The organism is Streptomyces sp. NPDC102451, assembly GCF_044765485.1.
Lineage (GTDB): Bacteria > Actinomycetota > Actinomycetes > Streptomycetales > Streptomycetaceae > Streptomyces.
This window is the reverse complement of record NZ_JBIWKD010000002.1, coordinates 633,573-655,122: the sequence shown is the minus strand read 5'-3', so window position 1 is coordinate 655,122 and position 21,550 is coordinate 633,573. Positions and strand designations below refer to the sequence as shown.

Here is a 21,550-nt window from a genome sequence, read left to right as displayed (position 1 = left end):
GTCAGTGGGGCGGCATCCCGCGCTGCCGGCGCACGTCGGCGACCCGCCGGTAGAGGTCCACGGCTTCCGCACTGCGGCCGAGCTGTTCCAGGCAGTGCGCCTCGTCGTTGCGGCCGGCGAGGGTGTCGGGGTGGTCGGCACCGAGCACCCGTTCGCGGATGTCGGCGACTGTACGGTAGTCGGCGAGCGCCTCGGCCCAGCGGCCGAGCCAGCCCAGCCCCACGGCGACCTCGCGGCGGCTGACGAGGGTGTCGGGGTGGTCGGGGCCCAGGGTGCGTTCCCGGATCGCGCAGACCTCGCGTGCCTCGTCGAGGGCCTCCTCCCAGCGCGCCATCCGCCCCAGGTTGACGCCGAGGCCGTGCCGGGCGCGGAGCGTCTCGGGGGCGGCGGGGCCGCCGGCCCGGGTGCGGTCCTCGACCAGGGCGCGGTAAAGCTCCAGGGCCTCGGCGCTGCGGCCCAGTCGGCCGAGGCTGATGCCCACCTCGTAGCGTGCGGACAGGGTGTCGGGGTGGTCGGCGCCGAGGGCGGCGGCGCGTCCCTGCGCCACCTCGCGGTAGGTCTGCAGGGCCTCCGTCCAGCGGTCCAGCCGGCCCAGGGTGTAAGCCACTTCGTACAGCGTGACCAGGGTGTCCGGGTGTGTCGGGCCGAGCAGGCGGCCGCGGGCGTCCGCCACCTCACGGGCCATACGGTACGAGTCCTCCAGGCGGCCGAGCCGGCTGAGGTTGAAGGCGAGGTTGTGGCGGCAGCGCAGGGTGTCGGGGTGGTCGGGCCCCATGGAGCGCTCCCGCGAGGCGAGCACCGCGGCGTATGCCTGGTGGGCCTCGAAGTGGCGGCCGAGCTGCCCGAGGACGTACGCCGTCTCCTGCCGGGCGGCGAGGGTCTCGGGGTGGTCGGGGCCCAGGACGCGTCCGCGGCCGTCGGCGACCCGGCCGAACTCACGCAGCGCGTCCTCGGCCCGTCCGGTGCGGCTGAGGGTGAATCCGACCTCGTACCTGCTGGCGAGGGTGTCGGGGTGGTCTGGGCCGAGGGCGCGTTCCCGCTCGGCGGCGACCGCGCGGTGTACGTCGCCCGCCTCCTCCCAGTGCCCCAGGCGGCCCAGGTTGAGCCCGGCGCTGTGCCGGCCGGCCAGGGTGGCGAGCAGCCCGGGCGGCGGCGTGGGGCGGCCGGATCCCCCGGGCGGGAGGCCGACGACGGGCGCGGGACCGGCCCCGGTGGTCCATGCCCCGGTCAGCGCCGTCGCCTGGTCGATGGCGGCCGTCCCCGGGTCCGCGGTACCGCCCGCCTTGTGACCGGCCGTCATGTTGCGCGTCCAGGAGGGCAGTCGGTACGCCCTGCCTCCTGGGTGCTGGACCGGGACGGGCGGGGCGAGCCGGACCCGTCCGATCTCCGGCTGTTCGCCGGTGCGCCCGAGCGCGATGCGCTGCCGCAGGTCACCGGCGTCGGCCGGCCGTTCCCCGGGGGTCTTGGCCAGCAGGTCCAGGACGACCTCGTCGAAGAACCTGGGCAGTTCGGCGCGGTGGGTGCGCGGCGGTTCGGGAACGGTGTCGCGGTGCCCGACGAGCACGGCCCAGGCGTCGTCCATGTCGAACGGGGGTACGCCGGTGGCGATTTCGTACAGCACGCAGCCCAGGGAGTAGAGGTCGCTTCGGTGGTCGACCTCCCCTCCGCTGATCTGCTCGGGCGACATGTAGTGCGGGGTGCCCATGGCGATGCCGGTGCCGGTGAGACGGGAGGTGAAGCCGATGTCGTGGCCGAGCCTCGCGATGCCGAAGTCGCAGATCTTCACGGCACCGTCGTCGAGGCGCATGATGTTCGCGGGCTTGAGGTCGCGGTGCACGATGCCCTGCTGGTGGGTGTAGCCGAGGGCGTCGGCGACCTGTTCCGCGATGTCGACGACGTCGGCCACCGGCAGGGGGTGCTGCTTGTTGTCCTCCAGGAGCTGGCTGAGGTTGCGCCCTTCCAGGAGCTCCATGACGAGGTAGAGGACGCCGTCGGACTCCCCGAAGTCATGGACGACGGTGACACCGCGGTGCTGGAGTGCCGCGGCCACCCGCGCCTCACGCCGGAACCGCTCGCGCAGTATGCGGGTGAAGGCCTGGTCGTGCTGCGGCCCCATCGGCTTGAGGCACTTGACGGCCACCTGCCGGCCCAGTGACTCGTCGCGGGCACGCCACACCTCGCCCATGCCTCCGCGCCCGATCATGTCGAGCAGCCGGTACCGGCTCTGGATCAGCCTGGTGGTGTCCGCCATCGCCTGTTGTCGCCCCCGTATGCTCCGCTGCCCGCTACCGCTGCTGCGCCCTCCCCGGCCCGTCCAGTATGGCTGCCTGTCTGCGGAGTTTGTACGGGGCGGGCCTGCTCCCCGGTCCGAGACGTGCCATCGCCTTCACGATGTGCCCGGGCGGCAGGCGCCAGCGGAGGCGGGAGGGGATGGCGCGCAGGGCGGTTCCCGTGGTGCGCAGCCGGCGGTCGACCGCCACGGGGGGCGGTGCGGCTCTGCCGTACAGCTCGTGGGCGTACGCGGGCAGCGAGTCGTAGGCGAGCGCGGCCACGCGTCGCCAGAGCAGGGCGCGCGCCGGCGTCAGCAGGGCGGGTACCGGCGGGTTACGCAGGAAGTCGTCGACGTCCGACGCCTCGGGGCCCGCGGCGAGTTGGTGCCTGACCTGCTCGAAGTAGGCGGCGAGCGCGGCGGCCGTGGCGGGGACGTCCGCCGGGTCGAGGCCGACGAGCCGGGCGCTCTCCCGCTGCTCGTCGACGTAGCGGTCGGCCTGGGCGTCGGTGAGCGGGTAGCCGGAGCGGCGCTCGACCTGGAGGTAGGAGTCGACCTCGGCGCAGTGGACCCAGAGCAGCAGCCCGGGCTCGTCGACGCCGTAGACCTCGCCGGTCTCCGGGTCGGTGGCCTTGAGCAGCCGGTGGATCTTACGGACGCGCGCCCCGCACCCCTCCGCGGCCTCGGTGGGGTCGTAGGTGACCGTGCCCACGAAGTCGGCCGTGCGCAGCAGACGCCCCCAGGCGTCCTGGCGGAAGTCACTGTTCTGCATGACGCCGCGGACGGCGCGCGGGTGGAGCGCCTGGAGGTAGAGGGCGCGGACGCCGGCCACCCACATCATGGGGTCGCCGTGCATCTGCCAGGTGACGGAGGCGGGGCCGAACAGCCCCGGGTCCCGGTCGTTCATCGGCTCCTGCCTTCCGCTCGGCGGTGCAACCGGGGCGCCGGTCCGGATCCCCGTGCCGGGAAGATCGTGACTCGTAGGATGACGTCCGGCGCGACTACATGCATACCGCAACCGCGCACCTGACGGAGAGGGGCGGGCCGTGACCAGGTGGGGACTGGTGGTCGAGGAGAACCGTGGGTACGGCCGGCAGGCGTGGACGTGGTCGGTGGAGGTCGTGGGCCATGTGGAGGGAACACGCGAGGAGGCACTCGCCGCGCTCCGGCTCCGGGCCGAGCGCTTCGAGCCGTTCCATCCCGCCGAGCCGAGACGCCGGGAGCTGTACCGCGAGCCCGACGGTTTCCTGCTGGTCGTCCACGGGCGCCGGCAGCCCTTCCACTGCCGGTTCTCGGTGGCCGAGCAGTTGTACGACAGTGCCGCTCCCGAGCCCGCGGCGGAAACGGCCGAGGCGGAGGTGCGGGACGAGCCCCCGGCGACGGAGCCGGTGGCGCCGAAGCCCCGGACACCGGAGCCCGGTCCCCCGCCCTCCTGGGACGCACAGGTACCGGAGGTGCCGTCCTGGCTCGGCCGGGACGACCTCTCCTGACGCGGGTCAGCGCTTGACGGCCCGCAGCACCACGAACTTCGGGTCGCCTGCGACGGTGACGCAGTTGCCGAAGATCCGGCGCAGCTGGGTGTGGTAGGCGAGGTGCCGGTTGCCGACGACCCAGAGCTCCCCACCCTGGCGCAGCGCGGTACGCGCTCCGTGGAACATGTTCCGGGCCGTGGCGTCGGTGACCGCCTGGTGCGAGTGGAACGGCGGGTTGCAGAGGACCAGGTCCACGCTTGCCCGGGGAAGGTCCGCCGTCCCGTCGCCGACCACGAAGTCGGCCTTGGCATCCGCCCCGGTGTTGTCGTGGAAGGTCGCTTCGGCCGAGGCGACGGCCTGGTACGACTCGTCGACGAAGGTGACCGTGGCATCGGGGTTGGCGAGTGCCGCGGACGTGCCCACGACGCCGTTCCCGCAGCCGAGGTCGACGACGCGGTCGGGCCCCGTCCGCGTCGGGAGGTGCTTCAGGAAGAAGCGGGTGCCGATGTCCAGGCGTTCGGCGCAGAAGATCCCGGCGTGGTTGGTGACCGTACGGCCGGAGACCGCCCCGACGTCGTCGGGCAGTTCGTAGCGGTACGGCCAGGGGCTGGGGGTCCTGGGCAGGGCCGGGTCCGGGGTGCAGAAGATGAGCCGCGCCTTCTTCACCGCGAGGGAGGTGCGGGTCGGGCCGATGATCCGCTCGAACAGTTTGAGGGTGGAGGTGTGGATCTCCTTCACCATGCCGGTGCCGATGACCACGGTCCCCGCGTGCACGGCGGGCGCGAGCCTGTGGAGCTGGTCCTCCAGGAGCGCGAGGCTCTTGGGGATCCGTACGAGCAGGAGGTCGACGCGCTCCGGCGGGGTGTCACGCACCGACAGCATCCGCACCGCGTCCGGGGCGGCGCCGTTGCGCGCCAGGTTGGCCTGGGTGGCCCGCCGGGCGAGATAGGAATCGGTGATCTGTACGGGGTTGTGTGCGTTCAGCGCGGTGGTGAGGGCGCCCCAGCGGTCGCCGACCACGGCCACGGTGCCGGACGGACGGACCGGCTCGCTCCCCTCCGCCCCCTCCAGCCGCCGCAGCAGGTACTCGTCGGCAGCGTCCCACGCACGGAACGGATCGCGCGGGTTCTCGGGAAAGCGGGCGAGATCGAATTCACCCTGTGACGTCGTCAAACGGTTCATATTGCGTTCAGGCTAACCGAGTGGCGGGGAGCGCTCCGCACGCTCCCCGCCCCGGAGGTGTCCCGCGGCTTCTACGGGAGCCGCTTGTCCATGGCGGACCGGCCTTCCTCGGACAGCCTGCGCTGGGCCCACTCCAGGCTCTCGGGGCTCAGGTCCCGCCCGGAGGCGAGCACCAGATCCTCCGCGGTGGGCTGATCACCGCCTCCGGTGTGCAGCAGACGGTCAGGGGTCACCCCCCGCACTTCCGGCACGGATACGGATACGGATTCGGACTCTTCGCTCATACCGCCTCCTCGTCCTTGCGGTAATTCTCGCGCCGGGTCGACATCCGCGCATCCGATGCCTCGACGCCCACGGAAGAGCTGTCACTTGACTTGCACATGATGAATACGCAACGTTCACACGACCGGCACCGTGCGTGTGGAAGGCTCCCGACCGAGCAGTCAACGTCCGGCCACCACGACCCCGTTCCGCCGCCCCGGAGAGGACACCCCACATGTCCAGTCGTCGCCGTATCTACGCGCGTCCACTACTCGCGACAGCCGCCTCGATCGTCGTTCTCACGGGCGTCGCGGCCGCCGCGCCCGCCGCCACCCCCGCGACCGCCACCCCGGCGTCCACCGCCGCCGCAGCACTCGACGACACCTACTACCAGGACGCCCTGGGCAAGACGGGCACCGCGCTCAAGAGCTCGCTGCACACGATCATCAGCGACCAGACCACCCTCTCCTACAGCCAGGTCTGGGACGCCCTCAAGGCGACCGACGAGGACCCGGCCAACTCCTCCAACGTGATCCTCCTCTACACCGGCCGCTCCCAGGCCAAGAGCGAGAACGGGGGCAACACAGGTGACTGGAACCGGGAGCACGTCTGGGCCAAGTCCCACGGCGACTTCGGCACCGCGACCGGCCCCGGCACCGACATCCACCACCTGCGCCCCGAGGACGTCCAGGTGAACTCCATCCGTGGCAACAAGGACTTCGACAACGGCGGCAGCGCCGTCTCGGGGGCGCCCGGCAACTACACCGACGGCGACTCCTTCGAGCCGCGCGACGCGGTCAAGGGCGATGTCGCCCGCATGATCCTCTACATGGCGGTGCGGTACGAGGGCGACGACGCCTTCGCCGATCTGGAGCCGAACGACAGCGTGAGCAACGGGTCGGCGCCGAACATAGGGCGGCTCTCGGTGCTGAAGCAGTGGAGCCAGGAGGACCCGCCCGACAGCTTCGAGCAGAACCGCAACGAGGTCATATTCGACCGGTACCAGCACAACCGGAACCCGTTCATCGACCACCCCGAGTGGGTCGAGGCCATCTGGTAGCACCGGCAGCGGCCTGCCGGATCCCGTCGGTCACGCCCGGGGATCCGGCCGCTCACCCGGCCCGGCCATGGCCTGCGCGCAGTGCTCTGCGGCCTCCTCGCGGGAGCCGAAGCGCGGCAGGTCCTGGCCGGTCCGCTCCCGGAGCAGGTCCGGCGGGCCCAGATGGCCGCCCGGATCGACGACGGCCGCGCGCCGCCCGTCCCGGGCGAGCCGGGACAGGCCGGCGTGCAGCAGCGCGAGGGCTAGGGAGTCGGTGCCGGTCACCTCGCGCAGGTCGAGCACCACCGAACCCGACTGCTCCGGGCCCGACTCGTCCAGGGCGTACAGCACACGTTCGGCGGCGGTGAAGTCGAGCGCCCCCTGGGCCGCGACGACACCCACGCGCTCGCGCAGCGCGCGATCGCTCCGGTGCGACGGTGCCGAGGGCAGCACATCGGCCGTGGTGACCAGCGTGACGGTGGAGCCGGGCAGCGCCGGGTTCCGCATGAGGTGCAGCCCGAAACGCTCCGAGAGCGCGCCGAGCGCGGCGTGGCCGCGCACCGATGTGCCCGCCGCGTCCAGCAGCGGGCTGTACGCGGCCAGCCCGAACCGGGCCGGCCCTGCGGCGATCAGCCCGCCCGACACACCGCTCTTGGCGGGCAGCCCGACCCTCAGCAGCCAGTCGCCGGAGGAGTCGTACATTCCACAGGTCGCCATGACCGCCAGGACCTGCGCCGCGACCTCGGGCGGGACCACCCTCTCGCCGGTGACCGGATTGACACCGCCGTGCGCCAGGGTCGCGGCCATGACGGCGAGGTCGAGGGCGGTGACCCGCACCGCGCACTGCCGGAAGTAGGTGTCGACGGCCGCCACCGGGTCGACGGGCAGGGTGCCGGTGCTGCGGATGAGATAGGCGAGCGCCCGGTTGCGGTCCCCGGTCGCGGCCTCGGATCCGTACACCTCCTCGTCGACATCCAGCTTCCGCCCGGCGAACCGGCTCAGACAGGTCAGGATGCGCTGGAACGCGGGAGCCTCACGCGTGTCGGGGACCAGCGCGGTGGTGACGATGGCGCCGGCGTTGACCATCGCGTTGGCCGGGCGCCCGGTGCCGCGTTCGAGGCTGATGGCGTTGAACGCCTCGCCGCTCGGTTCGGCGCCCACCCAGCGGGCGACCTCGTCGAGGCCGAGCGCGGCCAGCGCGAGGGCGTAGACGAAGGGTTTGGACACCGACTGCAGGGTGAAGGGGGTGTCCGCCGCGCCCGCGCTGTAGGAGTGCCCGTCCATGCTGACGAGGGCGAGCCCGAAGTCGTCGGGATCGGACCTGGCCAACTCCGGGATGTAGTCGGCGAGCTGTCCTTCGCCCACGTCGGCGAAGCGGCCGTGGAGCTCGCGCAGCGTGTCCGTGACGGCCTCGGACGCACTCACCGGGGTCCCTCCGGATGCCGTACGGGCGCTCCGGCGGGACCCGCGAAGGGCGAGCCCTCCCCCGTCATCCCGCGTCGTCGCCGAAGATCTCGCGGAGCTTGGCCTCACGCTCCGTGTCGAGGTTGCTGTGCAGCAGCTCGGCGCCACCGCCGGGCAGCGACTCACTGATGCGGCTGGGCACCTCGTCCAGGGTGAGCAGGAAGAGCGCCGATGTCCCGGGCGTCACCTTCTCCTTGACCTCGGCGATGAAGTCGTCGTCGATGCCTACGTCGGCGAGCTTTCCGCCGAGCGCCCCGGCCGCGGCGCCGATGGCCGCACCCAGCAGAGGCATCAGGAAGATGAGCCCGAAGAGCATTCCCCAGAAGGTGCCGCTCAGCGCACCCGCGCCGACGAGGTTGATCAGCTGCTTGGTCTTCGGCTTGGACCGCTCCGCCGGCCAGGTCACGACGGCGGCGTCGAGGATCTTGACCAGGCCTTCCTTCTGGAGGGACTTCAGGGCGGTCTCCACGCTCTCCGCCCCTTCGGCCGTCCGGAACTTCCACACCGTGAGCGTGGACATCGCATCTACCTCCGGAAGAGTGAAGGAATAATTCGCTCATACTAGGATCAAAAGGTATGAATTGACCTGTTGTACGACCGCTCCGCGCCGAGGGGCGGCTCCAGCACCGCGGACCCCGAACCCTCCGGGAGGGAACGATGGATACGGACGCCCTGACGCCCGGCCTGCTGCAGGAACTTCGCGCGACCAGGCCCTATCCGGCCCTGTCGCTGACGATGCCGACCCACCGACGCGCGCCGGACAACGCCCAGGACGCCGTACGGCTGCGGAACCTGGTGGCCGAGGCCGGCAACCGGCTGGACGCCGACCCGCGGGTGACCACCGAGGCCCGGGCCGCGGTGAAGGCGCAACTCGACCGCGCGGTGGCCGAGGTGGATCAGCGCCGCGCCCTCGAATCGCTCGTCATCCTCGCCGACCCCGGCGAGTACCAGATCTGGCAACTGCCGCGCACCGCACCCGAACGAGTGGTCCTGAGCGACAGCTACCTCACGCGCAACCTGGTCGCGGCGAAGGCCGGGGCGCAGTTGTTCTGGGTGCTCAGCCTGTCCGCGGAGCACGCCTCCCTGTTCTCGGGGACCAACGACGGCCTGCACCCCGAGAAGAGGGACGGATTCCCGCTCAAGGCCCCGCACGAGGAGCCCAACCCTCAGCGCGAGGAGCAGATCGGCGACACTCCGAGCACCTACACCAGCGAGGACACGCGCAACTTCCTGCGCACGGTCGACGAGAAGCTCCGCGGGGTCCTGGCCGCGGACCCGCGTCCGCTGTTCCTGGTCGGCCTCCCGCAGGCACTCTCCCTGCTCGACGAGGTCGGCGAGAGCGCGAAGCCGGCCGTCGGCAGGGTCGCGAAGGGGACGACCGCGGAGACGACCGCACCCGAACTGGCCAAGGACCTGGGGCCGGCCCTGGAGGACTGGCGGAAGCAGACCGCGGCCCGGATCCAGGGCAGGCTCGACAACGCCCACAGCAGCCGTTCCTTCGCCGGCGGGCTCGACGAGGTGTGGCTGGCCGTGCGCGAGGGCCGGGCGGGCCTGGTGGCGGTCGAGGAACACTTCGACCAGAAGGTCAGGGTCACCGACGGGCACCTGGAGCCGGTGGGCCCGGACGTCACTCCGGCGACGGACGGCCAGGTCCGGGAGGACATCGTCGACGAACTCGTCGAAGCGGCCCTGGACAAGGGCTGCGAGGTGGCCTTCGTCGCCGACGACTCCCTCGCGGACCACGGCAGGCTCGCGGCGGTCCTGCGCTTCTGACCGCGTGTCCCTGCGTGAGGATTATGTGAATTTTATCTAGGTTTGGCGCTCCGAAGTCGATCTCACCGCGTCGGTCCCACGGATCACGCCGTGCACGAAGGAGAGCCATTCATGGAGAGATTCAGGCGTGCGGCGGCCGGTGCCCTGCTGACAGCGGCGGCGCTGGCCGGCGCCGTGGGCGGGGCCGCGGCGTCGTCCGGTGTCCCCGCACCGCCGTCCGGGGAGCGCGCGCAGGATCTGGCGACGCGTCCGGCCCTCTCCGCCCACGCGACCGCGCGCGCCGTGGCGGCCTGGGAGGAGTTCCGTATCCACGGCTCCGCCCGCAACGTCGGCCCCGGCACCCCGGTCACGCTGCAGCAGAAGCAGGGTGCGCACTGGGTGTCCCTGCCCGCCACGGTGAGGACCGCCCGGAGCGGTGAGTACACCCTGCGTGTGAAGCTCGGCATGAAGGGCGAGAACGCCCTCAGGATCGTCGGCGGCGGGACCGTTTCGCCCGTCGTCCGCACCGACGTCGGCTGAGCGTCGGTCCCACACACTCCGGCCGGCCTGCGGGGAAGCAGGCCGGCCGGAGTACGTCGCCCCGCGTTCAGCCCTCCCAGGTCCAGTCCGCCACCTCGGGCAGGTCCGTACCGTGTTCCCGGATCCAGTCGTGGTGGCGGGTGCGTACGTCCGCCATCGCCTGCCGTACGGCGACGGCACGGACCCCCAGTCCGGGCACCCGGTCGACCACGTCCATGACGAGCCGGTAGCGGTCCAGGTCGTTGCGGACGACCATGTCGAACGGCGTGGTGGTGGTCCCCTCCTCCTTGTAGCCCCGGACGTGCAGATGGGCGTGGCCCGCGCGCCGGTACGCGAGACGGTGCACCAGCCAGGGATAGCCGTGGTAGGCGAAGATCACCGGCTTGTCCCGGGTGAACAGGGAGTCGTACTCGGCGTCCGGCATCCCGTGCGGGTGCTCCTCGTGAGGCAGGAGCCGGGTCATGTCGACGACGTTGACCACGCGTACGGCGAGCTCCGGGAGGTGACGCCGCAGCAGCCCGGCCGCGGCGACCGTCTCCAGGGTGGGCACGTCCCCGGCGCAGGCCAGCACGACGTCGGGCTCGCGGCCGCCGTCCTCGGTGCCGGCCCACTCCCACACCCCGGCCCCCCGCGCGCAGTGCGCGCGGGCCTCGTCGAGGGTGAGCCAGTCGAAGCCCGGCTGCTTTCCGGCGACGATCACATTGACGTAGTCGCGGCTGCGCAGCACGTGGTCGGCGGTGGACAGCAGCGTGTTGGCGTCCGGCGGCAGATAGACCCGGACGACCTCGGGGCTCTTGTTGAGGATGTGGTCGACGAAGCCGGGGTCCTGGTGCGAGAAGCCGTTGTGGTCCTGGCGCCAGACGTGCGAGGTGAGCAGGTAGTTCAGGGAGGCGACGGGCGCGCGCCAGTGCAGCCGGCGCGAGGTGCGCAGCCACTTGATGTGCTGGTTGACCATCGAGTCGACGATGTGGGCGAACGCCTCGTACGAGGAGAACAGTCCGTGCCGCCCGGTGAGGAGGTATCCCTCCAGCCAGCCTTGGCAGAGGTGTTCCGAGAGCACTTCCATCACCCGGCCGTCGCGGGCCAGGTGCTCGTCGGTCGGGAGCACCTCGGCCTGCCAGGCCTTGCCGGTGGCTTCGTACAGGGCACCCAGCCGGTTGGACTCGGTCTCGTCGGGGCCGACCACGCGGAAGTTCCTCCGGCCGGCGGTTGCCGCCATGACGTCCTTCAGCAGTCCGCCCAGGATCCGGGTGGGCTCGTGCATGACCGACCCCGGTCCGTCGACCCGCACCGCGTGATCCTCCAGCGGGGGGATCGGCAGGTCACGCAGGAGCAGCCCGCCGTTGGCGTACGGCGTCGAGCCGAGCCGGGCCGTGCCCTCGGGGACACATTCCAGGACCTGGGCGGTGGGCCGGCCCTCGGAGTCGAAGAGTTCCCCGGGCCGGTAGGAGCGCATCCACTCCTCCAGCTGGCGCAGGTGGCCGGGATCGTCCCGCACCCCGGGCAGCGGGACCTGGTGGGCGCGCCAGGTGTTCTCGACGGGGACCCCGTCCACCTCCTCGGGCCCCGTCCAGCCCTTGGGGGTGCGCAGCACGATCATCGGCCAGCGGGGCCGTGCGGAGGTGCCCCCGGTACGGGCGGCGCGCTGGTACGCGTCGATGCGGTCCACGGCGAGGTCCAGGGCGGCGGCCATCGCGCGGTGGACCGTGGCGGGCTCGTCCCCTTCGACGTAGAGGGGGTCGTGGCCGTATCCGCGCAGGAGCGCGTCGAGTTCGTCCTCGGGCAGCCGGGCGAGCACCGTCGGGTTCGCGATCTTGTATCCGTTGAGATGGAGGATCGGCAGGACGGCCCCGTCGTGCACGGGGTCGAGGAATTTGTTCGAGTGCCAGGACGCGGCCAGTGGTCCGGTCTCGGCCTCCCCGTCCCCGACGACGCAGGCGACGAGCAGCTCGGGGTGGTCGAAGGCCGCGCCGTAGGCATGGGTGAGCGCGTAGCCCAGTTCGCCGCCCTCGTGGATGGAACCGGGGGTCTCGGGCGCCACGTGACTGGGTACACCGCCGGGGAAGGAGAACTGCTTGAACAGGGCTCCCATTCCGGCACGGTCGCGGCTGACGTCGGGGTAGATCTCCGAGTAGCTGCCCTCCAGCCAGGAGTTGGCGAGGACGGCGGGACCGCCGTGACCCGGCCCCCAGACGCAGAGGGCGGGCCGGTTCCGCGTCTTGACGACCCGGTTGAGGTGGGTGTGGACGAGGTTCAGCCCGGGTGAGGTGCCCCAGTGACCGAGCAGCCGCGGTTTGATGTGCTCGGGGGCCAGCGGCTCCTCCAGGAGGGGGTTGGCCATCAGATAGATCTGGCCGACCGCGAGGTAGTTGGCGGCGCGCCAGTGGGCGTCGAGCGCCTCGGTCTCGGCGTCGGACAGGGCGGATGCCCCGGACGGTGTGCGGGCGTCGGTCATCGGGCTTCTCCCTGGGGCATGACGGGGCTGCGTCCGGGCTGGGTCGTCCCGTTCGGATCAGACCGTGTCCGAGCCGGGGCCGTACCAGACGGTGGTGATGTTGCAGAACTCCCGGATTCCGTGTTCTGCCAGCTCGCGCCCGTAACCGGAGCGCTTCACGCCGCCGAAGGGCAGCGCGGGATGGGAGGCCGTCATGCCGTTGAAGAAGACCCCGCCGGCCTCCAGGTCCCGTACGCAGCGGTCCATCTCCCCCTCGTCGCGCGTCCAGACGTTGGAACTGAGCCCGAACGGCGTGTCGTTGGCGGCCTCCACGGCCTCGCCCAGGTCCGCCACCCGGTAGAGCGTGGCCACCGGGCCGAAGGTCTCCTCGTGGTGGATGCGCATGTCCGGGGTGATCCCGGTGAGCACGGTGGGCTCGTAGAACCAGCCGCGGTCCAGCCCCTGGGGCCGTCCGCCCCCGCACAGCGCGGTGGCGCCCTTGGCGAGGGCGTCCTCGACGAGCTCCTCCAGGTCTGCGCGGCCCTGTTCGCTGGAGAGCGGCCCCACGTCGGTGGACTCCTCCAGCGGATCGCCGACGGTCAGGGCGCGCATCCCCGCCGTGAACCGCTCGGCGAACGCGTCGTGGACGTCCGCGTGGACGATGAAGCGCTTGGCGGCGATACAGGACTGGCCGTTGTTCTGGACGCGGGCGGTCACCGCGGTGTCGGCTGCCTTCCCGACGTCCGCCGAGGGCAGGACGACATAGGGATCGCTGCCGCCGAGTTCCAGCACGGTCTTCTTGACCTCGTCGCCCGCGACGGAGGCGACGGCGCGGCCCGCGGGTTCGCTGCCGGTGAGCGTCGCGGCGGCGACCCGCGGATCGCGCAGGACCGCCTCGACGGCGCCGGAGCCGATCAGGAGCGTCTGGAAGCAGCCGGCCGGGAACCCGGCCCTGGTGAACAGGTCCTCGATGTACAGGGCGGTCTGCGGAACGTTCGACGCGTGCTTGAGCAGGCCGGTGTTGCCCGCCATGAGGGCGGGCGCGGCGAACCGCATGACCTGCCAGAGCGGGAAGTTCCACGGCATCACGGCGAGCACGACGCCCAGCGGCCGGTAGTGCACCCGGGCGCGGGAGGCACCGGAGTCCTTCACGTCGGCCTCGTCGGGGTGCTCGTCGGCGAGCAGCCGTTCGGCGTTGGCCGCGTACCAGCGCATGGCCTTGGCGCACTTGGCGGCCTCGGCCCGGGCGGCCTTGACCGGCTTGCCCATCTCGGTGGTCATGGTGCGGGCGATGTCCTGCTGGTCCTCGTCGAGGAGATCGGCGGCCCGGTTCAGCAGGCGGGCGCGCTCGGCGAAGTCCGTGGTGCGGTAGCTGCGGAACGCGCGGTGCGCGGCGGCGAGCCTGCGCTCGGTCTCCCCCTCGTCCAGCGCGTCGAATGTCCTGAGCGTCTCGCCGTTCGCGGGATTGACCGTCGCGATGGGCATGGCAGTGCCTCCTTGCGTTGTTCTTCGACCGTGCCGCGCCGCGCCCCGGCGCGCAACGCGACCCTCACGCACACGTACCCGGCCGGCGCGGATCATGCGTGCCGCGGGCACGCCGTCCGCACCGGCCGGGGCCGGCACAGCTGTCGGTCACACGAGTTCGGCGACCGGGCCGCTGAGGAACGTACGTCCGCCGGGGAGCGGGGTACGCGGGAGCAGCCCGGTGGTACTCGGCGACTCGGCGTAGCGCGTGAACCACACGACCTTGCCGTCGGTGGTCCGGCAGGTGCCCCAGCTGTCGCTGAGGGCCATGACGCGGCTGAGGCCGCCGCCACCGCCGTCGAGCAGCCGGGGCATCCGGGAATCGTTGTCGGCCACGGACACCGTCAGGTGCCGGCCGCTCCAGCGGAGTTCGACGACGCAGTGGTTGTCGTCGCCGACGTGTCGCTGGACGTTCGTCAGGAGCTCCTCCGCGGCCCGGCACACCGGCCGGACGTGCAGGTCGAGACTCCAGTGACGAAGGTGTGCGGCGACTATGCGCCGCAGCTGGGAAATGCGCTCTGCCGACACCTGCAGTTCGACCAGATAGTGCCGGTCGAGTGGAACGGTCATCGTCGAGGCTCCTCACCGCGAGGCCCACGTGCTTCACCCCGTTTGAACCAACGACCCCCGAACACGAAGCGTGAGCAGTAATCACTTCTGGGTCACTCATCAGGGTGACCCGACGGGGCCGGTTGCGCAACCGAGAGGGTCGGGCACCGGGCGTCACGGCAGGTAGGGCAGCAGTTTGTCCGGTGTGAGGGGCAGTTCGCGCAGCCGGGCACCGGTGGCGTGCCGCACGGCGTTCCCGATGGCGGCGGCGGTCCCGACGATGCCGATCTCGCCGATGCCCTTGCTCCCCATGGGGTTGAGGTGCGGGTCGTCCTCGTCGATCCAGTGGGCCTGGATGTCGGGGACGTCGGCGCAGGACGGCACGTGGTACGAGGCCAGGTCGCTCTCGGTGAAGTCGCCGAAGGCCGGGTCCATGGTGCTGCTCTCGGTGAGGGCCATGCCGAGACCCATGACCATGCCGCCGATGAACTGGGAGCGTGCCGTACGGGAGTTGAGGATGTGTCCGGCGGCGAAAACGCCGAGCAGCCTGCGCACCCGCACCTCGCCGGTGAGGGAGTCGACCGCCACCTCGGCGAAGTGGGCACCGAAGGCGTGCCGTGCGTACGGGGACTCCTGCGCCGTCTCCTCGCCGGTGTCGGCGGTGACGGTGATGCCCTCCGGCGGGATCGGCCCGGTGTGCCCGTCGAGCCGGCCTGCCAGCGTGGTGGCCGCCTTGTGCACCGCGGAGCCCCAGGAGGCGGTGCCGGAGGAGCCGCCCGCGACGGGGGCGGGGGGCAGATCGCTGTTGCCGATGTCGACCGTCACGTTCTCCTGGGGTGTGTCCAGGACCGAGGCGGCGATCTGCGCGAGGACGGTGCGGGCGCCGGTGCCGATGTCGGTGGCGTTGACCCCGATCCGGTAGGAGCCGTCAGGAGCGGCCTGTGCGGTGGCCGCCGCCTTGGAGACGAGGACGGGGTACGTCGCCGAGGCGACCCCCGTGCCGAGCAGCCAGGGGCCCTCCTCGCGGGTGGCGGGCTGCGGGTCCCGGTCGTACCAGCCGAAGCGGCGGGCTCCCTCGCGCAGGCAGGCCGTGAGGCCGCGGCTGCTGAAGGGGCGCCCGCTGTCGGGTTCGGTCTTCGGTTCGTTGCGCAGCCTCAGCTCGACGGGGTCGAGCCCGAGGGCGTTCGCCAGTTCGTCCATGGCCGATTCCAGGGCGTACATGCCCGATGCCTCCCCCGGCGCGCGCATCCAGGACGGACTGGGCACGTCGAGTGCCACCACCCGGTGCTCGGTGCGGCTGTGGGGCGAGGCGTACATGATGCGGGCGGGCACGGCGGCCTGCTCGACGAACTCCTTGATCCGCGAGGTCTGCGTCACGATCTCGTGGGAGACGCTGGAGAGGACGCCGTCGCGGTCGGCGCCCAGGCGGACCCGCTGCAGGGTGGGCGCCCGGTGCCCGACGACCGCCGCCATGTACCGCCGGGGCAGGGCGAGCTGGACCGGGCGGCCGGTGTGCCGTGCGGCCATCGCGGCGAGGACGGCCTGGGGGCGTGGGGTGCCCTTGGAGCCGAAGCCGCCGCCGACGTGTTCGGAGATGACGGTGATGTGCTCCCGGTCGAGCCCGAGGGCCTTGGCGAGGCTCTCGCGCACGGCGGTCGACCCCTGGCTGGAGTCGTGGACGGTCAGGTGTCCGTCGGCCCACCGCGCGGTGGAGGCGTGCGGTTCCATGGGGTGGTTGTGCAGTCCCCGCAGCGTGTAGGTGGCGTCGATCTGCACGGGTGCGGCGTCGAACGCGCGCACGGCGTCGCCGCGTTCACGCAGGGCCGGGTAGCCGCCGTTCGCCTCCTCGGGGGTGTAGAGGCCCGGGTGGCCGGCGGTGAGGACGACGTCGTGGCCGGTGGTGGCGTACTCGACGTACACGGCTTCCGCGCCGGCCCGCGCGGATTCGAGGCTCTCGGCCAGGACGAGTGCGACGGGCCAGCCCCGGTGCGGCACCCGGTCGTCCTGGAGCACGGCGAGGATCGGGTCGTCGGGCTCCTCCAGCCGTGGCGCGTTGTCCTGGGTCAGGACGGTGTGCACCCCCGGCACCGCGAGCGCGTCGGCGGTACGGATCGCGGTGACGCGGCCGCTCGCGACGGCGGCGGGGACGATCCAGCCGTACAGACGGCCCGGCGCGGTGTGCTCGGCGGCGTAGCGGGCGGCGCCGGTGACCTTGTCCCGGCCCTCGCGGCGGAGTACGGGCGCGCCCAGCGCCTGGGGGGAGTCGCTCATGACGGAGTCCTCGGTTCGTCGGTGTGCGGGGAGGGCGACGGCGGGTCAGGCGGGTACGCCGGGGGTGGTCAGTTCGGCCAGCGCGCCGACGCCCAGCCGGAAGGCCAGGTCCACCTTGAAACCGTTGTCGCGCAGAGGTCTGGCCGCTTCGAGCTCGGCGCCCACCGCGCGTGCGAAGGTGTCCTCGTTCGCGGGGGCCCCACGCAGCACGTCCTCGGCGACCCGGGCGCGCCAAGGCCGGTGCGCGAGCCCGCCGAAGGCGAGTGCGGCACGCTCGACCCGGCCGTCGCGTACGCTCAGCACGGCGGCGACGGAGGCCAGGGCGAAGGCGTACGAGGCGCGGTCCCTGGCCTTGCGGTACAGGGAGACGGAACCGGCGGGCGGCGGCGGCAGGACCACTTCGGTGATCAGCTCGCCCGGGCGGATCACCGTGTCCTGGTCCGGGTTGTCGCCGGGCAGCCGGTGGAAGTCGGTCACGGGCACGGTCCGCTCCCCCTCGGGTCCGTGCAGCAGGACGGCGGCGTCCAGGGCGGCGAGGGCGACCGCCATGTCCGAGGGGTTGGTGGCGACGCAGTCCTCGGAGTGGCCCAGCACCGCGAGGTCGCGGTGCGCTCCCTCCTTGGCGGGGCAGCCCGAGCCCGGCACCCGTTTGTTGCACGGCTTGGAGACGTCCTGGAAGTACGGGCACCGGGTGCGCTGGAGCAGATTACCGGCGGTGGTCGCGGTGTTGCGGAGCTGCCCGGAGGCACCGGCCAGCAGGGCCTGCGACAGGGCGGGGTAGCCGCTCCGTACGCCAGGGTGGGCGGCGAGGTCGCTGTTGCGTACGGTCGCTCCGATCCGGAGACCGCCGTCGTCCGTCCGCGCGACCCGGCCCAGCGGCAGCCGGCTGACGTCGACGAGCAGGCCGGGCGACTCCACACCGAGTTTCATCAGGTCGACGAGGTTGGTACCGCCGCCGAGGAAGCGCGCGCCGGGGTGCCCGGCACCGGCGCGGACGGCTTCGGCCACGGATGCGGGGCGCAGATAGGCGAAGGGTTTCACGGGGCCACGTCCTCGATCGCCTCGACGATGTGCGGGTAGGCGCCGCACCGGCAGAGGTTGCCGCTCATCCGCTCGCGGATCTCGTCCGCGTCGAGCGCGACCGGTCCTCCGGCGGCGAGCGAGGCCCGGGGGGTGACGTGCGAGGGGAAGCCCTCCTCGGCCTCACCGAGCATGCCGGCCGCCGAGCAGATCTGCCCCGGGGTGCAGTAGCCGCACTGGAGCGCGTCCCTCTCCAGAAACGCCGACTGCAGCGGATGCAGCCGGTCGCCCTCGGCCAGTCCCTCGACGGTGGTGATGTGGGCGTCCTCCTGGGCGACTGCGAGCAGGAGGCAGCTGTTGGCGCGCCGGCCGTCGACGAGCACGGTGCAGGCTCCGCACTGGCCGTGGTCGCAGCCCTTCTTGGCACCCGTGAGCCCGAGGTGCTCCCTCAGGGCGTCCAGCACGGTGGTGCGGTGATCGAGCGTCAGGGTCCGGGCGGTGCCGTTGACGTACAGCGTGAAGGTGGAACAGTCGTCGGGAGTCGGCACCTGGGCCGCTTCCGCGTCGACGGTCCCCGGGGTGGCGTTCATGTGCGCGTTACCTTCCGGGTTCGGGTCGTGCGGTCGTCAGGCGGGCCGGTGGCTCTCCAGCCGCAGACGGATCTCCTGCTCCTGGTCGCCCGCCGCCGTCCCGACGAGCCGGACGGTGAACGCGTCCGCCAGGTGCTTGCGGAGGCGGTCGACGGCCCAGTAGCCGCCCTGTGCCTCGACCATCACCGGCACGGAGAGCTGCGAGGGCCCGGGGCCGGTCTTCGTCTCGGAGACGTCGACGGTCGCCGTCCACACGGTGGGGCGCGTCTCCGATGCCTCCTGCGGGGTGTCCCCCGCAGCGCGGTCGGAGACGAACGAGCGGCGCAGCACGTCGAACACGGTGCGCGCGTCCTCCTTGGGGCAGCCTGTCACCGCCACCACGACGTCGCCGCTCTCCTGGTGTTCCTGAGTCTGTTCCTGCGTGCTGTTCACCTGGATTCCTTTCACTGGGAGCGCCGTGAGCGCTGTTCGGCGGCGGCAGCGGTGGCCGAGGAACGCGATGTCGCTGCCGGCCCGGATGGGCACGAAGAGGCCGGACAGTGCGCTCGTACGGGTGAAGCGCGGGTCCACATGGATCATCGTCGGCCGGCTGCCGGTGCACGGGCCGGCGGCCGAGCGGGTTGCCTGCTCCCATCGCGATTCCTCCAGCGGTCCGGGGACTGACTCCAGGCTCGCCCCACGGCTCCGTGTCGGCGACACGAGCGAGGTCTCGACGGGCGGGCCCGCGAAAGATCTCGTACCCGGTGTGGGACGGGGAAACGTGGGACCGCCCGCTCCGTATCCCGAGGGCCTACAGTTCGCGCAGCGCCGGCAGGAGGGTGCTCCGGGCCCACTCGATGAAGGACCGCTGGTGGGCCCCGCCGACCTGGACGAGGGCGACCTCGGTGAAGCCCGCCTCGCTGTAGGGGCGTACGGCCTCGACGAACGCGTCGACGTCCGGGCCGCAGGGGATCGCGTCGGCGATGTCCTCCTTGCGTACGAACCGGGTCGCCTGGTCGAAGGCGGAGGGGCCGGGCAGCTCCGAGTTGACCTTCCAGCCTCCGAGCGACCAGCGGAACTGGTCGTGGGCGCGGTCGATCGCCGCGTCCCGGTCGGGGTCGTAGCAGACGGGCACCTGTCCCACCCGGGGCTTCCCGGCCCCACCGTGCCGGTCGAACCCGCTCAGCAGCTCGCTCCTGGGTTCCGTCGCGATGACCAGGTCGCCCAGGGTGCCCGCGAGTTCGCAGGACTTCTCCCCGGAGACCGCGATCCCGATGGGGACACGCCTGTCGGGCAGGTCCCAGAGTTTGGCGTTCTCCACGTCGAAGTGGGTGCCGTGGTGGTTGACGTAGCCACCGTCGAAGAGGGCGCGGATGATCCGTACGGCCTCTTCGAGCATCTCCAGACGGACATGGGGCGAGGGCCACCCCGCGCCCACGACATGTTCGTTGAGGCTCTCCCCGGAACCGAGGCCGAGACGGAAACGGCCCTCGGCGAGCAGTTGGAGCGTCGCCGCCTTCTGGGCGACCACCGCGGGGTGGTAGCGGGTGGTCGGGCAGGTCACGTACGTCATCAGGGGGATCGTGGACGTGGCTTGCGCGGCGGCGCCCAGGACGGACCAGGCGTAGGGCGCGTGCCCCTGGGAAGCCAACCAGGGGAAGTAGTGGTCGGAGGTGACGGAGAAATCGAATCCGGCCCGCTCCGCCGCGACCACGTCCTCGACGAGGGCTCGCGGACCTGCCTGCTCGGTCATCATCGTGTAGCCGATTTGAACCATACGAAACACATTTACCGTGACATCGTCATAAAACATGAATTCGTGTAAACGGCTGTCTGTGATCGACCCCCCGGGGTATGCGCCATGCATGGACGTAACGAACGGAGCAAGGGACTCGCTCGCCGCCACACTCGCCGACGGCCGGGGCGCGGTGGGCGTGATCGTCGGCGTCGTCGGGCTCGCCGTGGTGGTTCTGCTGATCGGCGCCTTCTGGTGGGGCATGCGGCGCCGGGACAAGGAATCGCCGCCCCCGCGCCCCGAGGAGCAGCCGGCCCGCCCGGATCACCGTACGGAGATCCTGGAGAGCGACAAGCACGGCTCGGACCGCTTCCCCGAGGACGGCCGGGCCATGACACCGTACGAGCTCAGCGACCACGGCAACGAGGTGATTCCGCCCGAGCCCGGCCCCGACCCCGAGCGCCCGCGCGACTGACGGCGGCACCGACGGATGGGGGGGACATGAACCGGTCGAAGTCCGACCGCCGAACACGGATCACGATCCTGGTCGCGCTCGCCGCCAACCTCGTCATCGCCGTGGCCAAGGGGGTGGGGGGATTCCTGTCGGGATCCCCCGCCCTCCTGTCCGAGGCCGCCCACTCCGTGGCGGACAGCGTGAACGAGGTCTTCCTGCTGGCCGCGCTCAGGCGCAGCCGCCGCCCTCCCGACGCCCATCACCCCTTCGGGTACGGCAAGGAGCGTTACTTCTGGTCGCTGCTGGCCGCCGTCGGGATCTTCGTCGTGGGGGGCTGCTTCTCGTTCTTCCAGGGGATCGAGGCGCTCGGCAGGAACGAGCAGGAGTCACCCGACGGATACACGGCGGGCCTGATCGTCCTCGGGGTCGCGCTCCTCGCGGAAGGCAGTTCCCTGGTCCGCGCGCTGGTCCAGCTCCGCGGTGAGAAGGGCGGCGCCGCCCGCGACCCCGCGCTGAGGACGGTGATCGCCGAGGACAGCACCGCCGTACTGGGTGTGGTGCTGGCCATGGCGGGGATGGTGCTGCACCTCGTCACGGGAGACGTCGTGTGGGAGGCGTCGGCCTCCCTGGGTATCGGCCTGCTGCTGGTCTACGTCGCCTTCCGGCTCGGCAGGGACGCCCGTGACCGGCTGATCGGGGAGTCCGCCGAACCCGGTCTGCGCCGGGGCGTGGAGGAGTTCCTCACGGCCCAGGCCGAGATCGACAACGTCGCTGCCCTGTTCACCATGGGCCTCGGTCTCGATTCGGTGCTGGTGGCGGCCAGGGTCGATCTGGCGCCCGGCATCGACAGCGAGGAGGTCGAGCGGGTCGCGGTGCGGATCAAGCGGTCGATCGCCCGGTCGTGGCCGGAGGCCGAGCACGTCTTCCTCGACATCACGAACGCGCCGCCCCGGGGCGGGGTGTGACCGAGGCCGCCGCGTGTTGCGGGAGTCGTCCGGGCGCATGAGGCTGGTCC

20 protein-coding genes are annotated in these 21,550 nt (G+C 71.9%); 6 read left to right on the top strand and 14 right to left on the bottom strand.

Features of this window, described 5'->3' with window-relative positions; genetic code table 11:
* Position 1 precedes the first annotated feature (1 nt).
* Positions 2-2,251: a tetratricopeptide repeat protein gene (locus ACIRD8_RS06405; RefSeq protein ID WP_403986948.1), complete on the bottom strand. Its 2,250-nt coding sequence runs from the start codon at positions 2,249-2,251 to the stop codon at positions 2-4.
* Positions 2,252-2,285: 34 nt separating this feature from the next.
* Positions 2,286-3,176 carry an oxygenase MpaB family protein gene (locus ACIRD8_RS06400; RefSeq protein WP_403986945.1) on the bottom strand — a complete coding sequence of 297 codons (891 nt, stop codon included), beginning with the start codon at positions 3,174-3,176 and terminating at the stop codon, positions 2,286-2,288.
* Between the two features lie 139 nt (positions 3,177-3,315).
* On the opposite strand from ACIRD8_RS06400, the gene ACIRD8_RS06395 reads away from it, so the two are divergent.
* Entirely contained in the window at positions 3,316-3,759 is a 444-nt protein-coding gene (locus ACIRD8_RS06395; RefSeq protein ID WP_403986942.1) for a hypothetical protein, read from the top strand.
* A 6-nt stretch (positions 3,760-3,765) separates the two neighbouring features.
* Here the strand turns inward: ACIRD8_RS06395 and ACIRD8_RS06390 are convergent, their stop codons facing one another.
* On the bottom strand, positions 3,766-4,923 hold the full coding sequence (locus ACIRD8_RS06390) for a methyltransferase (protein ID WP_403986940.1): 1,158 nt from the start codon (positions 4,921-4,923) through the stop codon (positions 3,766-3,768).
* 71 nt (positions 4,924-4,994) lie between these two features.
* Positions 4,995-5,207: a hypothetical protein gene (locus tag ACIRD8_RS06385; RefSeq protein ID WP_403986937.1), complete on the bottom strand. Its 213-nt coding sequence runs from the start codon at positions 5,205-5,207 to the stop codon at positions 4,995-4,997.
* Between the two features lie 212 nt (positions 5,208-5,419).
* Here ACIRD8_RS06385 and ACIRD8_RS06380 point away from each other — a divergent pair, with 212 nt between their 5' ends.
* Positions 5,420-6,244 carry an endonuclease I family protein gene (locus tag ACIRD8_RS06380; protein ID WP_403986934.1) on the top strand — a complete coding sequence of 275 codons (825 nt, stop codon included), beginning with the start codon at positions 5,420-5,422 and terminating at the stop codon, positions 6,242-6,244.
* A 30-nt stretch (positions 6,245-6,274) separates the two neighbouring features.
* Here ACIRD8_RS06380 and glsA read toward each other — a convergent pair whose 3' ends face one another.
* Together glsA and ACIRD8_RS06370 are read right to left on the bottom strand one after the other, a co-directional pair.
* Positions 6,275-7,648: a glutaminase A gene (gene glsA, locus ACIRD8_RS06375; protein ID WP_403986931.1), complete on the bottom strand. Its 1,374-nt coding sequence runs from the start codon at positions 7,646-7,648 to the stop codon at positions 6,275-6,277.
* A gap of 64 nt (positions 7,649-7,712) precedes the next feature.
* Positions 7,713-8,207, bottom strand: a complete 495-nt coding sequence (locus ACIRD8_RS06370) for a DUF1269 domain-containing protein (RefSeq protein ID WP_403986928.1) — start codon at positions 8,205-8,207, stop codon at positions 7,713-7,715.
* A gap of 137 nt (positions 8,208-8,344) precedes the next feature.
* On the opposite strand from ACIRD8_RS06370, the gene ACIRD8_RS06365 reads away from it, so the two are divergent.
* Both ACIRD8_RS06365 and ACIRD8_RS06360 read left to right on the top strand, forming a co-directional pair.
* Positions 8,345-9,460, top strand: coding sequence for a chemotaxis protein (locus tag ACIRD8_RS06365; RefSeq protein WP_403986925.1), 1,116 nt, complete (start codon positions 8,345-8,347; stop codon positions 9,458-9,460).
* Between the two features lie 111 nt (positions 9,461-9,571).
* Positions 9,572-9,979, top strand: coding sequence for a hypothetical protein (locus ACIRD8_RS06360; RefSeq protein WP_403986923.1), 408 nt, complete (start codon positions 9,572-9,574; stop codon positions 9,977-9,979).
* A 67-nt stretch (positions 9,980-10,046) separates the two neighbouring features.
* On the opposite strand, the gene ACIRD8_RS06355 is transcribed toward ACIRD8_RS06360, so the two are convergent.
* From ACIRD8_RS06355 to ACIRD8_RS06320, 8 genes are all read right to left on the bottom strand, one after another.
* The gene (locus ACIRD8_RS06355; RefSeq protein WP_403986920.1) at positions 10,047-12,434 is read right to left on the bottom strand and encodes a phosphoketolase; all 2,388 of its coding nucleotides are present in this window, start codon (positions 12,432-12,434) and stop codon (positions 10,047-10,049) included.
* A gap of 57 nt (positions 12,435-12,491) precedes the next feature.
* Entirely contained in the window at positions 12,492-13,898 is a 1,407-nt protein-coding gene (locus ACIRD8_RS06350; protein WP_403986918.1) for an NADP-dependent succinic semialdehyde dehydrogenase, read from the bottom strand.
* A gap of 147 nt (positions 13,899-14,045) precedes the next feature.
* Complete coding sequence (locus ACIRD8_RS06345; protein ID WP_124278760.1) at positions 14,046-14,507, bottom strand: ATP-binding protein; 462 nt, start codon at positions 14,505-14,507, stop codon at positions 14,046-14,048.
* Between the two features lie 153 nt (positions 14,508-14,660).
* Positions 14,661-16,757 carry a xanthine dehydrogenase family protein molybdopterin-binding subunit gene (locus tag ACIRD8_RS06340; RefSeq protein WP_403986915.1) on the bottom strand — a complete coding sequence of 699 codons (2,097 nt, stop codon included), beginning with the start codon at positions 16,755-16,757 and terminating at the stop codon, positions 14,661-14,663.
* Positions 16,758-16,802: 45 nt separating this feature from the next.
* A complete protein-coding gene (locus ACIRD8_RS06335) occupies positions 16,803-17,798 on the bottom strand; it encodes an FAD binding domain-containing protein (RefSeq protein ID WP_403986912.1) in 996 nt (331 codons plus the stop codon).
* Positions 17,795-18,367 carry a 2Fe-2S iron-sulfur cluster-binding protein gene (locus tag ACIRD8_RS06330; RefSeq protein WP_403986909.1) on the bottom strand — a complete coding sequence of 191 codons (573 nt, stop codon included), beginning with the start codon at positions 18,365-18,367 and terminating at the stop codon, positions 17,795-17,797. The genes ACIRD8_RS06335 and ACIRD8_RS06330 overlap by 4 nt, the downstream gene beginning before the upstream one ends.
* A 36-nt stretch (positions 18,368-18,403) precedes the next feature.
* Positions 18,404-18,799, bottom strand: coding sequence for a hypothetical protein (locus tag ACIRD8_RS06325; protein ID WP_403986906.1), 396 nt, complete (start codon positions 18,797-18,799; stop codon positions 18,404-18,406).
* A 358-nt stretch (positions 18,800-19,157) separates the two neighbouring features.
* The gene (locus ACIRD8_RS06320; protein ID WP_403986903.1) at positions 19,158-20,123 is read right to left on the bottom strand and encodes an LLM class F420-dependent oxidoreductase; all 966 of its coding nucleotides are present in this window, start codon (positions 20,121-20,123) and stop codon (positions 19,158-19,160) included.
* An 88-nt stretch (positions 20,124-20,211) separates the two neighbouring features.
* Between ACIRD8_RS06320 and ACIRD8_RS06315 the strand changes: the two genes are divergently transcribed.
* Both ACIRD8_RS06315 and ACIRD8_RS06310 read left to right on the top strand, forming a co-directional pair.
* Positions 20,212-20,556, top strand: a complete 345-nt coding sequence (locus ACIRD8_RS06315) for a DUF6479 family protein (protein ID WP_403986900.1) — start codon at positions 20,212-20,214, stop codon at positions 20,554-20,556.
* A gap of 26 nt (positions 20,557-20,582) precedes the next feature.
* Positions 20,583-21,500 carry a cation diffusion facilitator family transporter gene (locus ACIRD8_RS06310; protein WP_403986897.1) on the top strand — a complete coding sequence of 306 codons (918 nt, stop codon included), beginning with the start codon at positions 20,583-20,585 and terminating at the stop codon, positions 21,498-21,500.
* Positions 21,501-21,550 lie beyond the last annotated feature (50 nt).